Annotated in this window: 13 protein-coding genes; 4 read left to right on the forward strand and 9 right to left on the reverse strand. The window is 59.5% G+C overall.

Annotated features, from left to right (window positions below; all coding sequences use genetic code 11):
• Positions 1–389: ATP-binding protein (locus VJ464_17425; protein HKQ06914.1), on the forward strand; the 389-nt coding region annotated here is incomplete at its 5' end.
• A gap of 599 nt (positions 390–988) precedes the next feature.
• Here VJ464_17425 and VJ464_17430 read toward each other — a convergent pair.
• Positions 989–1,420 (reverse strand): hypothetical protein, encoded by a 432-nt coding sequence (locus VJ464_17430; GenBank protein HKQ06915.1) that lies wholly within the window; start codon positions 1,418–1,420, stop codon positions 989–991.
• 315 nt (positions 1,421–1,735) lie between these two features.
• Here VJ464_17430 and VJ464_17435 point away from each other — a divergent pair, with 315 nt between their 5' ends.
• From VJ464_17435 to VJ464_17445, 3 genes are read left to right on the forward strand one after another with little or no spacing between them, the layout of a single operon-like run.
• Positions 1,736–2,566 carry a serine hydrolase gene (locus tag VJ464_17435; GenBank protein ID HKQ06916.1) on the forward strand — a complete coding sequence of 277 codons (831 nt, stop codon included), beginning with the start codon at positions 1,736–1,738 and terminating at the stop codon, positions 2,564–2,566.
• Between the two features lie 12 nt (positions 2,567–2,578).
• Complete coding sequence (locus VJ464_17440) at positions 2,579–3,205, forward strand: hypothetical protein (protein ID HKQ06917.1); 627 nt, start codon at positions 2,579–2,581, stop codon at positions 3,203–3,205.
• A complete protein-coding gene (locus tag VJ464_17445; GenBank protein HKQ06918.1) occupies positions 3,205–4,464 on the forward strand; it encodes a hypothetical protein in 1,260 nt (419 codons plus the stop codon). The genes VJ464_17440 and VJ464_17445 overlap by 1 nt, the downstream gene beginning before the upstream one ends.
• A 99-nt stretch (positions 4,465–4,563) precedes the next feature.
• Here VJ464_17445 and VJ464_17450 read toward each other — a convergent pair whose 3' ends face one another.
• The 8 genes from VJ464_17450 to VJ464_17485 form a co-directional block, all read right to left on the reverse strand.
• Complete coding sequence (locus VJ464_17450) at positions 4,564–6,342, reverse strand: amidohydrolase family protein (protein HKQ06919.1); 1,779 nt, start codon at positions 6,340–6,342, stop codon at positions 4,564–4,566.
• A 61-nt stretch (positions 6,343–6,403) separates the two neighbouring features.
• Positions 6,404–7,507 (reverse strand): hypothetical protein, encoded by a 1,104-nt coding sequence (locus VJ464_17455; protein ID HKQ06920.1) that lies wholly within the window; start codon positions 7,505–7,507, stop codon positions 6,404–6,406.
• Positions 7,508–7,552: 45 nt separating this feature from the next.
• The gene (locus tag VJ464_17460; protein ID HKQ06921.1) at positions 7,553–9,454 is read right to left on the reverse strand and encodes a M56 family metallopeptidase; all 1,902 of its coding nucleotides are present in this window, start codon (positions 9,452–9,454) and stop codon (positions 7,553–7,555) included.
• Positions 9,451–9,846, reverse strand: a complete 396-nt coding sequence (locus tag VJ464_17465) for a BlaI/MecI/CopY family transcriptional regulator (protein ID HKQ06922.1) — start codon at positions 9,844–9,846, stop codon at positions 9,451–9,453. The genes VJ464_17460 and VJ464_17465 overlap by 4 nt, the downstream gene beginning before the upstream one ends.
• A gap of 380 nt (positions 9,847–10,226) precedes the next feature.
• Positions 10,227–10,610: a response regulator transcription factor gene (locus VJ464_17470; GenBank protein ID HKQ06923.1), complete on the reverse strand. Its 384-nt coding sequence runs from the start codon at positions 10,608–10,610 to the stop codon at positions 10,227–10,229.
• A 21-nt stretch (positions 10,611–10,631) separates the two neighbouring features.
• Positions 10,632–11,615: an amidohydrolase family protein gene (locus tag VJ464_17475; protein ID HKQ06924.1), complete on the reverse strand. Its 984-nt coding sequence runs from the start codon at positions 11,613–11,615 to the stop codon at positions 10,632–10,634.
• A gap of 329 nt (positions 11,616–11,944) precedes the next feature.
• Positions 11,945–12,610, reverse strand: a complete 666-nt coding sequence (locus VJ464_17480) for a response regulator transcription factor (GenBank protein ID HKQ06925.1) — start codon at positions 12,608–12,610, stop codon at positions 11,945–11,947.
• Positions 12,591–15,503 (reverse strand): two-component regulator propeller domain-containing protein, encoded by a 2,913-nt coding sequence (locus VJ464_17485; protein ID HKQ06926.1) that lies wholly within the window; start codon positions 15,501–15,503, stop codon positions 12,591–12,593. The genes VJ464_17480 and VJ464_17485 overlap by 20 nt, the downstream gene beginning before the upstream one ends.
• Positions 15,504–15,857: the final 354 nt, after the last annotated feature.

Genomic DNA, 15,857 nt, shown 5'->3' on the forward strand with positions numbered 1-15,857 from the left:
GCGGCCTGGTAGAGAAGGGAATCGCCTGCCGGTTCTACGAGTACCGGGGGCTGCTCAAAGAGATCCAAAACAGCTATAACGCGAATACCGAGACGACGGAGATGAGCATCCTGGCGCCGCTTTTCGAGACCGAGGTGATCGTGCTCGACGAGTTGGGAGCGGCCAAGCCGTCCGAGTGGGTGCAGGAGACAATCGGCTTGATCATCAATGGGCGCTATAATGAGAAGAAGCTGACGATCTTGACGACGAATTACCTCGACGAGGGGGATTCGGCGAAGGAAGAGAGCCTCGGAGAACGGATCGGGGTGAGGCTGCGGAGCCGGCTCTACCAGATGTGCAAAACGGTAGTGATTGAGGGCGAAGATTATAGAAGGCGTTTCGATGCGTAGTGAGATAGAAAAGCAGTTGAGGCATTTTCGACGCGACGTCCTGTTAGGTTAGGTTGCTTGAAGGCTGACAGGACTCATCCCTCTTTGGCTCCTGCGCGCCATAGATAGAGAGGCCCAGCCTACAACGTAATCGCCAAACCCGAGTCCGATAACTTTCCCCGCTATTCGCGCTTTTCTTGCCTGGCGGTGTTCATTGGGTATTTTGTTTGTAAGGTCAAGCTGTTTTATGGAAATTATCAGACTCATACGATTCCATTAAGCTGTTACCGCATACTTCTGTCCTAACTAATGGCGGGCCGACTTATTTCACACAGCGAAAATTTGTAATCCTTCTTACCGGACTTTTGCCCGCCTCGGTGCCTCTTTAGGCTCAGGCTTATTGCTGTTGAAGTCGGCCAATTCTCGCCACTCCGATGCACCTGTATTGATGTGACCTTCAAGCAGGTTGCCTGCGCGGGCGATGACTATTGGAGGTTCGTTCGACCCATTCGCTTGCGCCTGACGCCGCACATCACCGCGGCGAGCGGCACTTCGGGAGGGGTGAGAACAGCCCTTCGGCGGCTCCGGTGCGACGCCTTGTTCGGCGGCAACGGTCAGCATCAGTTCTCAGAGAAAGTCGGCTTGCGCTCACTGATCTTTCGATATGTGCCTATCGCTGTGACATTATGCCCGAAGCCGCAGCCGCCCTCCTGAGTGACGACAAGCTTGCCGCCTGTAAACCTCATCGTGATGGTGCAATCGTCTTCGGCCCCTTCGGGCCGGAATCTCGCCATGTCGCCCTCAATGGTCGCGATGCCATACCCCGTCCCGGTGTTGGCCATCAGCTCTCCGCTCACACGGTACTCGTACGTGCCTGAGAATTCGACCCGGAGTCGCCGCTTCCCTAAGGCCAGCACCTTGAACTCGCCGGTCTTCGTGCGCCACGTGCCGTTGACCTGTGCGGCGGTGACGACCTTCTGACTAGCGGACGTCGACTGCGGAGCGGCGGGAAATAAGAACATGAACGTGACAAGCAAGAGAGATGCTTTCATGGAGCCTCCTGTGCGGAATGTTACGCAACGATTCACCAGACATATTAGCAAGGTCGGCAGTGCGTGCGAAGCCGGCTAGTGTCTGAATCGTGTGTTGTTGTTTTGTATCGGCAAGCCGGAACTCAGTTTAAGGCGATTGCTTTACTGGTAGGAGAGGCAGTGGACCAATTATCGAAGCCTCAGTAGCGATGATGCGGGCCTTGCCTGGTTATTCGAGTCCAGGTCTGAGGCTCGGTCGCGCTTGCCTGGCATAGGCGAAAATCAGATACTTGAATCGAGGCGCGGCAGACGACTAGAGGAGGACTTGCTATCAACTTGCAGTCGCAGATCGCCGATATTGCCGAAAACGCGGGAACCCAGGCGGTCGCCGCCGCCTATTATGATTACGACACCGACACCGCCTGGAGCTTTCGCGGTGACAGCTGGTTTCATGCGGCGAGCACCATCAAGGTGGCGGTGCTCGCCGCCCTGTTTGCGGCAGTCGAAGAAGGCCGCCTCGCACTGGACGCGCGCGTCCACATCCGCAACCGCTTTCTGAGCGCCGTTGATGGCGAGCCTTACCGCGTCGAGGCCCGCCGCGACGCCAATTCCGAGGTCCACGCATTTATGGGCAAGACCCTGCGGACGGGAGAGCTGGCCCACCACATGATCGTCAGCAGCAGCAACCTGGCGACCAATCTCCTGGTTGATCTGATCGGCGCCGACTGGGCGCAGCAGGCGCTCGCCTCTCTCGACATTCATGGCATCGAGCTGCGGCGCGGCGTCGAGGACGAGAAGGCTTACGAGCGCGGCATCAACAACCGCATCACCGCCAATGGGCTCATCCGCCTGTTCCGCCTGATGCACGAAGAGCGTCTTTGCTCGCCCGACGCGTCGCGCGCCATGCTCGACATCCTGCACCAGCAGGCGTTCAACAGCGGCATCCCCGCCGGGCTGCCCGGGGAGATTCGCGAGCACGCGCGCATCGCCCACAAGACGGGCGAGATTTCGACCATCGCCCACGACGCCGGACTGGTCTTTCTGCCGAGGCGACAGCCATACGCCATCGCCATCCTCACGGAGTGGGCATCGGACCGCAATGGCCAGCAGGAGACTGTCGCCAGCATTTCGCGCGCGGTCTACGAGCACCTTATCGAGCGCACCTGAGTACCAGTCCTTATGCAAATCAGCGACTATCGATCATTGCCATTGAGAATTGTTGACGGCCTGGAGCTCGCCGACAAGTACCGGCAAGTCCTCAGGCCGGCGGCGCTGGTCGCCGACCGGCAGGGCCGCCTGCGAAAGCTGCCGCGCTTTTTTTACGAGATCGATTCGCGCCAGACGGCGAGCGAGACTGACCTGGCAGCACACTTCGCGCTCTCGGAATTTATCGAAGTGGATGTGCGCGAGGCCGCCGCGTTGCGCGCTTTCCCGCGCTACGTGCCGTGTGCCATCACCCTGCTGGCCGCCCAGCTTGAGCTATTCCGCCTGCAAGTCGGCGCGCCCGTGCGTATCGCCGCCAACGGCGGCTATCGCTCCCCAGAGCATGCGCTCTCGACGCATGCCTCGACGCACGCCTGGGGCACGGCGATCAATATCTACAAGATCGGCGACGAGCTGTTGGACGAGCAAGAGAAGATTGAGCGCTATGCCGGCATCGCGACGAAGCTCCTGCCGGGCATCTGGTCGCGCCCCTATGGCCACAACCTCGGCTACGCGGACGACCACCTGCACCTCGACCTGGGCTACGTGACCGTGACGCCGCGGGACGCCGCGAGTGAGACTGACGAATCAAGGGTGTCGTAATGGGGAGTTCTTTAAAGAAGCGCCCCGGCGTGGCGAAGGCCACGGCGGCGGACGCACCGACCGCCTGCGCGCTACAGCTGGCGGCCATCGGCTTAGAGGCCGAGTTCACGCTACTCGTCAACGACCGGCAGGTTAGACCGGAGGCGCTGTTTGCCGACCCGCGGGCTTTTCTGCGCGGGCCGCTCATGCACCGGCAGGGCACCTCCTACCACATCCCGACGGGCGGGGCGGTTTACTTCGACACGGGCGTCATTGAAGTCGCGACGCCGGTAATCGAGATCGAGCGCGGCTGCGCGCCGCGCGCCGGGCGGTCGCTGTGGGAGGCCATCCGCTTTGTCCGCGATGGGCTCGACCAGTGGGAGCGGCGCGCCGGCAAGCGGGCCCGCCTCGCCGGATTCAGCACGCACTACAACGTCTCCTTCGATCTGCCGGGCTGCGACCGCGGGCAACAGCGGACGGTCGAAAAGCTAGCGCGGCTGCTCGCCTACATCTTGCCCGTGCCGGTCATGCTGCTGGCGGCCAACCGCCGCTCGACCGGCATCGGCGTCCGCCCGCGCGGCGACCGCATCGAGGTGACGGCGGACTTCACGCCGAGCTCGTCACTGATGATCGCCACGGCGACCTTCATTACCGGCGTCGTCCGCGAGGTGATGCGTTGGCCGAGCTTCGAGGAGGAGATGTTGCGCGCCATGAACGTGCCGGTCATCGCCGGTTATCAACCGATGCCGCACACCTCGCGCAAGGGCCATCTCGCACGCTTTGACTGCTACCCGCGAAATCCCTTCACCGCGGATATAGACGCGCCGGACTGGAAAGTCCGTCTCGCGCCTGATGCGACGGGTGAGCAGTGGCCGATGCTCTCACTGCGCGATGTCGCGCGGCACATCTATCGCCGCTTCTACCGCGCCGTGGCGCGACTCTCGGACCCGTTCACCTACCGGCTGATCAGTTCGGTATTCGCCGGGCGCGCCCCGTCCCTGCTTGACCTTGAAGACCGGCCCGCCAGCTACGAGGATGTCGGGCGGCTCTGCCGTTGGGAGAACCTGTTCCCGGAGCGGCTGCTAGGGCGCTCGCGTTACGAGCAGGTACTCATCCATGCCATCGCCGGGCGCAAGCTGCGGGTGGATGGCGCGCGGCTCCAGCCGACCGGCATGCGCGGCTGGTCGCAGGTCGTCTTTCGCCGCGAGGGCGGCGGCGCGCAGCTGGTCTTTTCAATCGATTCGCTGCTTGACCGGCTCGAAGACTGGGAGCGCCCTTGACCGCCCATGCGGACGCTCTGATGTTTATCGCCCACGGACGCTTTTTAAGCCATGAGCCTTTTGTACGGATGGCGTTTTGCGTCACGGCTACCCCCACGATCAAGGAGCACGCCTGGAATCCGCTTCGAGCTTCTTTAGCAAATCACGGACAGCCGCGGCATTGGGGTAGTCGGGATTCACATCTAAAGCCTTCTTATAATACTCGGCCGCGAGCTTCTTTTCTCCGATACCCAGGTACGTCTCAGCCAGGCTGTCGTAGGTGTTAGCCGACGTGGGGTATGCATTTATGTTGAACTTGAAAACCTCGATTGCTGCATCCACTTTTTTTCGCTCATCGCGCAAGCGATACCCTAGCGCGTTAATAAACGCCTCCTGTACTACAGGGGACTGCGGATTATTGAGTTTGGCCTTTTGATATACCTTCTTGAACCATAGTACACCTCGTTTAGCCGTGCTGTCGGTCGCGGCGGCATTCAGCAGATTATTGAAAGGATCACTCTGCTCCACGTACCGGATGGCCTTCTCTGCGTCTGCCTCAAGAGTGTTGGTCAGGAACCGCTCCTCATCCACATACGCCGCCGGAACTTCATCCAGCATTCGCCACAATGTCCCCACGGGTAGCCAGCGGCCGCGAACCATTACACCAGCGGGATGTGACAGTGAGTTAATGCCCCGCAAGGGATTGCCATCTACCAGAAGTAGGTCCGCTCGTTTGCCTACCGCAACTGTCCCGAACTCACCTCTTGCCAGAAACTCCGCGGGGTAGCGCGTGGCGGCGCGTATCGCCTCAAAGGGCGTAAAGCCGATCTCGACCAGGTTGCGCAACTCTTCGTGAAGAGAAAATCCTGGTACGACACCCATGTTCATCGCGTCAGTGCCGGTCAGTATTCTCACGCCTGATTCGTGCAACGCCTTAATCAACTTCTTCTGCAACGCCAGGAATTTCTTGAGATAGGTAATGTCCTCCGCGTTGGCGAACTTCTTCCTGTAGAGGTTCCTTTCGACGCCCCACTCGTCCCTTACCCAAGGCGCGAGGTACTTCATCTCAGGCGTTGCTAGAAGCGCCGGTAAGTTCTCGGCCTGGCGTATGATGTGGTCAAAGGCTACGAGCGTGGCGATGACCGGTACCCCGGCGTCCCGTGTTGCCCGGACGGCTTGCGGGATGCGGCTCTCGTCGTCGAGCTTATTATCGAAGAAGGTGTAGACGTACTCTTCGGCATGCGCTATGGCCTGCCCGGCTTTGAGGACCCCTTCGAGCCCGGGCTCGCGCGGTATGTGCCCGACGTAGAGCATGCCCCGCTTTTTCGCCTCCTCGATCAAAACGTCATAGGCTTCTTTAGAGACCCAGTTGTAGATCTTTATTGAGTCATACCCGGCCTTGTTTTGCTCTTCAATCAACCGCCGGGCCTCATCCGCCTTCTTCACGACTCGGAGAGTCGGGCCGCAGGTGTAGATCACGGGGCCGACCCTGGCCCCCCGGTTGATTTCATCCCGCCACTTTATGTGGGCGGGGCGGCCATTCAAGTTGTAAACGGTGGTCACGCCATTAGCCAGATAAAGGGGCAGCTCTTTGGGTGAGTTCAGGTGCGCGTGCATATCAACGAGTCCGGGTAAAAGGTACTTGCCCTTCGCATCAATCCGAAGCGCGCCCTTCGGCACAATTACCTTCGTCGCTGGCCCGATCTCGGCGATTCTGCCGTCACGCACGATGACGGTTTGCCTTTCCAGTATCCGCTCTTCGTCCAGGGGCACGACGTTCACTTCCACGAACGCCACCGGGCGAGATAGCCCCCGCTGGGCCGCGAATGCCACGCCGTTGGGCGTCAGTGAGCTTAGAACAAGAGACAGCAGTGCCATCAAGAACAACCGGGTTCTCATAAAATGGTCCTTCCTTTTTGTGATTGCCGAAAGCGGCCGGGGATGCTATCCCGTGGGCACATTAATCAGGCAGCGTGTCGGGGAATGTTTGCGGCTCGCACGAGCCTTTACTCACGCCGTTCGGGTTTCGCAGCCTGACCAGTTCTCGCAAGGAGACTTTCTTGTGCCCGTTCTCCGTCATCCGGTTTATGAAGTTTGTATTGATCCCCTGAATGCGCAGGCACGTCAATTGGTCAAGCGAAAGGTCTCGGTAGCCCAGGGCCTTGACCGCGCTGATGAACTCCGGAGTGACGCCGAAGAGCTTCATCCCGATCAACTGGTCTATGGAAGGGTTCTTGTATCCCATCGCCTCTACGGTCCTGATAAAGTTGATGGTGACCCCCTGGAACTTCATATCAACGAGTTTATTGATCGGAGGGTGTTTGTACCCTAACGCCTCCATCTCTTTGATGAAGGCGACGGTTACGCCATTGAACTTCATGTTTGTTAGCTCGTTGGCCGTAGGGCGCGCGTAGCCCAGCGCCTCGATTTCTTTGATGAAGCTGTCGCTGACGCCCTGCGTTCGCATCTGGATCAACTCGTCCAACGATTTCGGCTCGACGCCGGCTACCTTCAATTCGCGCAGATAATCCGTGTTTATCCCCTGGCGCGCGACGTTCAACAACTCGTCCAAGGAGAGATGGCTGCCTCCGAGTAGTCTCAGACTCCTGACCAACGAAGGCCCCGCGTCATGGACGGCCATGATGAACTGGTCCTCGGGCGAGACGCGCCCGTAGCCTAGCTTTTCCATCTCGTCTGCAAAGATCGGGTCCGCTTTGTAGGTGTAGGCGCCCGATCCGTTGCCGCCCTTGAACACACCTTCAAACAAGAACACACCCGCCTCGCGCTTGAGCTGGAATTTGAGGCTCGAACCGTCTTGAATAGGCAACGTTCGGGCGAGCCCTTCGAGGCGGTACAGGGCCAGCCGGAAGTACCTTTTGTCGCTGCCGCCAAGCCCCACCTTGCGTTCTATCATCAGGTGCGCGGTCCCTGTGTCGGGCCTGAATTCCGCCGCCCACTCGCCGGTAACTACATCTTGAGCACTGGCAGAATGAATCCATAGCTCGCCGTTATTAAATGATTGATGCGCTGCCCGAACCGGCAGGCACAGCACGGCTATGACCAATCCGATTTCTATATACCGACACTTCATTTCACCTTTACTCCTTATCTAGGATTCGCCTCCTGTGACCTTGCCGGAGCGCAGCTCTATCAGCTGATCGACCGTGAGGCGACCGTAGCCTTTCGCTTTAAGCTCTTTGAGGTAACCGACAGTCACCCCCTGCCTGCGCAACGCCAGAAGCTCGTCAGGTGAGAGGCTGCCCGTGACAGTCGATTGTAAGGCATGGATGTATTCACCATTGATCCCCATGCTGCGGAAAGTGACGAGCGCTTTTGCGGGAATGTGAGAGAATCCGGAAGTCGCCAACTCTCCGAGATAGGCGGAGTTTATGCCGTAGAGACGGAAGTCTATTAGGGTATTGGCCGGCAGGTCTCCGTAACCCATCTGTCTCATCTCTTTAATGTAGGCGGGGCTCACGCCGAGCGACCGGAGGTTGATTAGCGTGTCGGCAGCCAGCCTGTCGTACCCGGCGGAGGCCAGTTCTTCAACGTATGCGCGGCTTACACCATAGGCTTTAGCGGCAGCAATCTGTTCAGGGGAGAGGCCAGAGTATCCCAGGTCGGCCAACTCGTGGACCAGGTCTTGAGTAGCACCTGCCTCATTCTGCGCATCGAGCCGTATTCTGGAGACCACTCCCAGTTCGTTACCGCCCGCCATCCCCTGTTGTGGATAGGCGGTACTCATCGACTGCTCCCCGGCGCCAGCCATTGCCTCCGCCTTACGCTGGCGTAATCCTTCCTCCACCTGTTGCGCGCCGGCTTTTATTGTGTCGCCTTCCGTCGCGCTAAGGTCAGCCGCCGGAGGGTCTTCTACCGGCAAAGACGCGATGCTGAGTGGCCTGGCCGTAACAGGTGCGAACGCTGCCCCGCAGGCGCACAAGAGCATGGCGACAGCCGCAAACAGTACCCGAGCGCGGGTCAGCTTCGAGCGAGGGGTGAGCAGGTGACGCACCCGGTATTCAAAGTTAGTCCCGCTCCCGGCTTCCGTCGCCACAAGGCCATACCGTAAGCGGTGAGCATCTTGACCAGACCGGCGTGCTATCGAGAGCAGTAATGTCGCGTACTCGACCGCGGCGTCGCCTACCGTGCTACCGCGCAAGGGTTCAATCGCGAATTGATCGGCAGCAACCTCCCTTTCGGCGCGGACCAGACGCTCGAGGTACCAAAGCGGCAGGCTGGGCCAAAGGAGCGCACGGCCGATGCGCAGCAGTGCATTAGCCAAAGGGTCACGCCACCTGGCATGGGCCAATTCATGCCGGGCGATTACGCGTGCGGCATCCCCTGGCATATCCTCAAGCAAGAGGGCAGGAATGACCACAGCAGGCCGAAGGCCCCCCAACGTGCAAGGCCCCTCGCCTTGGCTGACATAGAGCGTGGTGCCTGCGGGCCAGGCTAAAGACCTCCTGGTTTTATCGTCAGCCAGCCGCCAGGAGCTTCGCTCTCGCGCCAGTCGTATATGTCCCGCCACTTCTCTTGCCACAAGCAGGGAGGAGATGATTGCCCATACGGCCGGGAACGCTGCCCCGAACCGGCTAAGGGCGGCGGCGCTCACGAGCCCATCAAGCACAGGGACTCCCTTGCTCATTTCTGTTGACCCAAGCCGCTCGGCGGAAGAGTGGACTCCGCAAGCCTCTTCATTTTGAGCAAGGCTACCGATGCCGGCAGGCGGGTCATGGCTAGAGCCTACGGTGCCAGGTCCCTGTTCCGTCCTCACAGTTGCCGCGACGGCGCTTGAGTGCGTGGCCTCCCCCGACTGGCCGAACGTTACAACGGTAGGCAGGAGTGCAGAGATCAGGAAAACGGCGAGGGCGATTACGTAACGGGCGCGCGCTGATGCTGCGCCTAGCGACCGGAAGGCCAGGGTGATGCCTGCGATAAAGAATGCGCCAATCACCGTCAAGTTAACTGCCAGGCTTATGGCGTACGCGGCTACGCTGGGATATCCCGTCATTTCGCCGACCTCTCGCGCCGGTGCGCATCAATGAGCGCCTGTATCCTTTTAAGCTCTTCTTGGCCGAGGTCCTTTTCGATGAGGCGGGTGGCGAGCGCCTCTGCCGAGCCTTTAAAGAAGCGTCTCGTCAGCCGCTCAATCGCGCCGCCGACCACAGCCGTCTCGTTGATCAAGGGGTGGTATCTGTGCGCGCGCTCGGAGTTATCCCTGGCGACAAGGCGCTTGGCTTCGAGCCTGTTCAGCATGGTCTGAACAGTGGTGTAGGCCACGTCGCCGCCCCTCTCGATGAGCGCGTTATGCACCTCACTCACCGTGGCCTTGCCAAGTCCCCAGAGGGCTTGCATTATCTCTAGCTCGCGGTCGCCCAACTCCAGCTTTTTCCTCTTTTTCATTTCTAACTCCTACTTTGGTAGGACTGCGAAAAGCATAATACCGAGATTCTATTTCGGTGTCAACTACCGTGGTAGGACTTTGTGGGATAGGTGGCGGGGCTTCACAAAAGATGCTGGCGACCATTTAAATACCTGATGTAGAGCCAGGTCACGGCATCTGGCGGCGCCGTTTTGCCGGCGCCGCGCCGTGGTCTATAAAAACTCAGCAAGCCACACCAGGAGCTTCGACCCTCAAGGCAGCGGCGGTGGAGGTAAACGATCAAACACCTTCTCCATGGATAGGCCGATGCCCAGGACCTTTTCGTCGCCGCCCTCAAGACCATCCAACATGCATTCTTGTTCGCATAATCTTCTCCTTCTCAGTTGTTGAACGTGTCGCGTCAGTCGGCGCTCGCTTCGCCGGTTGACTCCGAGGGTTGGTTGAGCCGGACGAGAAGGCGACGCAGCTCGAGCAGATTCTCTTTAACGACGTACTCGCATGCGCCTGCATGCCGGGCTGCCTCGCGCAACTCGTCATCATCGTAGTCGGTGATGATCATGATTTTTGCCTGAGGCCAGGCAGCGGTGATTCGGCGTGTGGCCGTCAGGCCATTCAGCCCGTCCAGTCGGATGTCCATCAATACCCAGTCAGGTTGCCGCGCCAGGCAGACCGCCAGCGCCTCCGACCCGTCGCGGCACTCGTAGATTTCTGAGGCGAAGTCAGCCACCAGGCGTTTGATCAGGCCGCGCATCCCGTCGTTATCCTCGGCAATCAAGAGCTTCATTTCTCCACCTTTCCTGCGCGCTCAGGTAGAAGTGCCCAGTCGCAGCACACGCTCAGCGTTCTGGTAGCAGAGCTTGTCGCGCTGTGTCTGATCGGTCAACACAGGGGTATTCTCGATCCAATCAGCGGACTCCTTGGCGTCCTCGTAAGGGTAATCGACCGAGAAGAGCACGCGGTCGTCGCCCATCTCGGTGATCGCACACTGCAACGACGAATCCTGACAGACGCCGGTCGTCGTGATGAAGAGGTTCGAGCGGAAGTATTCGGACGGTTTCTTCTTCAGCGGCGGCCTGTCCGGGTCGCCCGTCGCCGCGTAGCGGCTGTCGATGCGCCACAGGACGTAGGGCAGCGTCTCGCCCATGTGCCCCAGGATGATCGTCAGCTCGGGGTAGCGGTCGAAGAGCCCGCTGAAGAGCAGGCGCATGAAGTGCGAGGCGTTGTCCGTCGTCCACCCCAAGACCGTGCCTTGCAGCACCGTGTAGTCGTTAAGGACGTATGGCTGAATGTGTGGGTCAGCCGGGTGTAGGTAGACCGGCACGTCGAGTTCGATGACGCGCTCCCAGAATGGCTGGTAGCAGTCGTCGTCGAGGTAGATGCCGTTCGTGTTGCCGTTGATCATCGCGCCGAGAAAGCCCATCTCTTCGACGCACCGCTTCAACTCGTCGCAGGCCGCTCGCACATCCTGCATCGCCAGGTGCGCGAACCCGCGGTAGCGATTCGGGTGCTGCTGGATCTGCGCGTAGAGGTAGTCGTTCGCCTCGTGAGCTCGCCGCACGGCGACGCTGGCGTCCTTCTCGGCCTGCACACCGGGGCTGGTCTCTGAGAGCACGAAGAGATCAATGCCGGCGTCGTCCATCGCGGCAATTCGCTGGTCTGAGTCTGCGAGCGCTTGCGCCAGGGCGTCGGCGGACTCTTGCGTGGGGGCGATCTTCAGCGTGATGCCCAGATAGTCTTTGGTCGGAGGCGTGGTGATCGCCTCTTCCAGTGCGATTTTTCTCGTCGCCATAACGTTATACCTCGTTTCATAGATTTAGGTTGCCCGATGGGCAAGCACCGGGCAGCGTCGTACTATCGGCCGCGGCCTTGACGGTCTTATTGGGCGAACTTCCCTCGCGCGGCTGATGATTCCGAGTTGCCTGGGTGCAATATGAACGCTTTGGCTGGGGAAATGAATAGAGGCCGCTACACAATTGATCTAGGTAGTAGCACTCATTTTTCTAGGTGGCGCCATCTAAAACAAAGTGACCGGCGACCGGAGCGGATGCCAGAGGTTGGCGGATGGCGACCGCCCGGCACCTCTCATCTATTCTTGTCACTCGTCGCTCCCGGGTTCGGTCAGCTTAGTTCGGACCTGTGTTCGAGCGCGAACCTGAGCAGGGCATTATTACCATGTATGTCCAACTTCTGGCAGATGTTGGTCCGGTGGTTTTCGACCGTGCGCACGCTGACGTATAACTCTTCGGCAATTTCCTTGCTGGATTTGTTTGCCGCGATCAGTTTCAGGATGCGTCGTTCGGCGGGCGTCAGGTCTCTGAGGCTGGGTTTCTGTTCCGTCAAGGAGGTGGCACGCCTTGACCGGTTGAGCAGATATTCAGATAACGAAGGGGTGATGTAGGGCCGACCGGCGGCGACGGCCTTGACGCAATTAACGATGTCAGTGACCGCGCTCTCCTTGAGGACATAGCCTTTTGCGCCCAGGTCGAGCGCCTCATTAAACAGCTCTTCGTCGCTGTACATTGTCAGGAAGATGGTGGCCACCGGCAGCCCCCGCTTCTGAATCTCCCTGAGCAAGTCGAAGCCGCCCAGCTTTGGCATGTTCACGTCCAGCACGGCGACCTCCGGCCGCAGTTCTTGAATCTGGACCAGGGCCGCCTCGCCATCGTCAGCCTCTCCCACGACCTTCAGACACGCCTCGGCCTCGATCACCTGCCGCAGGCCCCTGCGGACAATCGGGTGGTCGTCGGCTATAAGAATGCGGATCTCAGTATTTACCGTGCCCATTTTGTACGCCGATATGGATACTGATCGTCGTCCCCTCGCCCGGGGCGGAGTTAATCGTATGTCCTCCGCCGAGCATCCGCACGCGTTCGGAAATGCCGAAGAGGCCGAAGCTTGGCAAGCGAGATTCGGCGGCGGCCACATCTGTCGAAAAGCCCCGACCATTATCCCCGATTGTGATGTGTACCCCGGCCTCATCCCGCGCGATCACGACCTGCGCTTCGGTTGCCCCGGAGTGTTTAATGATGTTATTAACGGCCTCCTGCACGATACGGTACAGGCTGGTCTCTGCTTCCTTCGTGAATAGCCCATCGAGCTTATCAAGCTTGGTGCGGAAGACGACATCTGAGGACTCGCCTACCCGCTTTATCCTCGCCTCGATGGCCCTGGTCAGGCCGAGTTGGTCCAACTGGTGCGGCCTGAGATTATAAGATATCTCCTTCACTTCGTGGATCGCCTGCGAGGTTTCCGCCGAAATCTCCTCAACCTGCTGCCGGGCCTGTTCGGAGTCGGCTGGCCTGTGCAGCATCATCAGCGCCAGGTTCTTAATCACAATCAAGCGCTGGCCTAGACCGTCGTGCAGCTCCGCGGCGATTCTTTTGCGCTCGCCTTCCTGCGAGGCGATCAACTGCCGCGAAAACGCCTCCTGCGCGGCATGGGCTTTTTTCAACTGGGTGATTCGATGCCGGTAGAGCAGAAGGGCCGTCCCCAGCAGCCCTAACAGCGCGAGTGACAGAAACCACTGGGTCCGCCAGAATGGCGGCACGACACTAATCCGCACGCTGGCTCCTTGCAGGTTCCACACGCCGTCCTCGTTGGCCGCGACCACCGTGAAGGCGTATTCGCCCGGCGGGATGTGTGAGTAGTAGGCGACGCGGCGTGTACTGGCGTCCACCCACTCGGTATCGAGACCCGACAGCTTATACTTGAACTTGATCCCTTCCGGCATGACGAAATTCAGCCCCGTGAAGTGTATCTCCAGTCGCTCCTGACCCGGCTCAACCCGTATCGCCCGGCCCGTGCTCACAAGCCGGCCGTCGAGCAGGACATCTTCGATCATCACGGACGGTGGCCGTGTGTTGATCGGCGCGCGCTCCGGGTCGATGACGGCCACGCCTTCCTGAGTCGGGAACCACAACTTGCCGTCTCGCGCTTTGATCCCCGCCGGCTGCGAACCGCCGTTGCATTCGGCTTTGCGCATGCCGTCACGCTTGCCGTAAGGAATCGAAGTAACGGCAACGGCCTTGCCGTCGGCAAAATCATTTAACTCCTGTTTGCTCACCCGATATATCCCCGTGTTGCAGCTTATCCAGAAGCGGCCGCGCTCGTCTTCCAGGATGCGGAAGGCGCCATTGCTGAATAGCCCGTCGTATGTGGTGTAGCGGGTGAAACGGCCATTGTGCCAGCGCATCAATCCCATGTCATAGGTCCCTACCCAAAGGACTCCGTCGCTGTCTTCATAGATGGTTCTGATCTGTGAGCCTGGATGGCCGTCCCCCTCCTCAAAGGCGCTAAAGACGCCGCCACGGTAGCGCGTCAGCCCGCTCATTGTCCCGACCCAGAGCGTGCCTTCGCGGTCTTCATGAATCACTCTGATCTCGTTAGCGGTCAGGCCGTCGTCGGTCGTGTAGCGTGTCGTCGCGCCATCTTTATAACGGATCAAGCCGTTGCGCGAGCCGAACCAATAATTACCGGCGCGGTCTTGATAGATGGCGTGAATGCCGGTCTTTGAGAGTCGGCCATCCTGAGGGGTGAAAACGGTAACTTGCTCACCCTTGTAGCGCCATACTTCGCCGCCGTAGAAAGCCACCCACAAACCGCCTTCGCGGTCTTCGTAGAGCGCCGTCACCTGACTGAAGGCGCGTCCTTCGGGAGCCGGCTGGCGTATGAAGACTCCGTTCTCGTACTTGGTTAAGCCCGACCAGGAGCCGATCCAGATCGCCCCTTTGCTGTCTTCGAGGATCGGATAGACGTTATTAGCCGCCAGGCCATCAGACTCGGTGTAGGGGGTAATGATCTGTTCCCGCAAGCGGAGCAGCCCGCTGCTGGTTCCGACCCATAGCCCGCCCTCGCGGTCCGCATACACGACCCCAATGTGACAACCCGTGAAGTCCTCGGGGAGAGGATAGAGCGTGGCTTTTCCGTCGCGGAAACGCAACAGGCTCCCCTTGGCTGTCCCGACCCAGAGATTACCTTGTCGGTCTTCGCAAATCGTCTGAACAAATCCCTGAGACTGCGGATCGCTTACCGGGTAGGCCGTCCACTGGCCGCCCTTAAATTGCCTCAGACTTCCGTCCGCAGTCGCCACCCAGAGGCTCCCGACGCGATCCTCATAAACTGACTTGATGTCGGACGGGGACAGGTTCTCAGCCGGGATCACACGGGTAACTCGGCCTTCGGTCATCCTCTGCCAACGGTCGGGGTACCGGTGCCAGACGGTGCCCCTGGTGACGGGTTGTCCAAAATCTGGAAGGCCCTCCTGCTCCGGCGAGTAGGGCGTAAACCCCTCATCTTTCCAGCGGACGAAACCTTCGCTGACCTGCATTATTAAACTCCCGTCCGCCTCTTCACGCATCCACCGCACGTAGTTGTTGGGTAACCCGTCCCGAGTCGTATAAGTCCTGAAGACGCCATCCGTGTAGCGCGTCAGCCCGCTGTTCTCAGTCGCCGCCCACAGATTGCCCGCGCCATCTTCGTACAGGCGTGTGAAGCGGCCGCTCCTGATGCCTTTCGTATTTGCAGTATTGAACACGGTGAATCGCACGCCGTCGTATCGCACCAGCCCATCGAAAGTGGTCAGCCAGAGATGCCCGTCGCGAGTCTGGAGAATTGCGTTGACGGCGTTTTGCGGTAGCCCATTATCAGTAGTCCACGCATCGAAGTAGAATTGCGTCATGGCTGGTGGGGCTGAGCGGGAGCTTATCATCAGGCAAAAGAATAATGTCATGCAGGCACACACCCTGATGCGGATAAGAGCGAACAGTTTCGTCACGGGAGCCAGGCGCATAAGCGTTGATCATTGGGCCGACCCTGCCGCTTGAGCCTCGCTACAGGTAATGAGGATTCATTAATGAAAACTCATCTGCCGAGACGCCGTCTATCATTCACCTTTTTTGCGTGTCGGCCGCTAAGGACCTCATTCCCTTCCGCTTAAACTAAGCCGCCGCGCGGGGCTTCGCTGTCGGTCGCGCGTAAGATATATCACAACCAAATCCCTAAAAAAAGCGAAAGCACCGCCCCTGCTATTTCA

The organism is Blastocatellia bacterium, from assembly GCA_035275065.1.
Lineage (GTDB): Bacteria > Acidobacteriota > Blastocatellia > UBA7656 > UBA7656 > DATENM01.

Bases quoted from the DNA above. Each gene is read 5' to 3' on its own strand.
- VJ464_17430 (HKQ06915.1), bottom strand. From the start codon at position 1,420: ATGAAAGCATCTCTCTTGCTTGTCACGTTCATGTTCTTATTTCCCGCC.
- VJ464_17440 (HKQ06917.1), top strand. From the start codon at position 2,579: ATGCAAATCAGCGACTATCGATCATTGCCATTGAGAATTGTTGACGGC.
- VJ464_17445 (HKQ06918.1), top strand. From the start codon at position 3,205: ATGGGGAGTTCTTTAAAGAAGCGCCCCGGCGTGGCGAAGGCCACGGCG.
- VJ464_17450 (HKQ06919.1), bottom strand. From the start codon at position 6,342: ATGAGAACCCGGTTGTTCTTGATGGCACTGCTGTCTCTTGTTCTAAGC.
- VJ464_17460 (HKQ06921.1), bottom strand. From the start codon at position 9,454: ATGACGGGATATCCCAGCGTAGCCGCGTACGCCATAAGCCTGGCAGTT.
- VJ464_17465 (HKQ06922.1), bottom strand. From the start codon at position 9,846: ATGAAAAAGAGGAAAAAGCTGGAGTTGGGCGACCGCGAGCTAGAGATA.
- VJ464_17470 (HKQ06923.1), bottom strand. From the start codon at position 10,610: ATGAAGCTCTTGATTGCCGAGGATAACGACGGGATGCGCGGCCTGATC.
- VJ464_17475 (HKQ06924.1), bottom strand. From the start codon at position 11,615: ATGGCGACGAGAAAAATCGCACTGGAAGAGGCGATCACCACGCCTCCG.
- VJ464_17480 (HKQ06925.1), bottom strand. From the start codon at position 12,610: ATGGGCACGGTAAATACTGAGATCCGCATTCTTATAGCCGACGACCAC.
- VJ464_17485 (HKQ06926.1), bottom strand. From the start codon at position 15,503: ATGACGCAATTCTACTTCGATGCGTGGACTACTGATAATGGGCTACCG.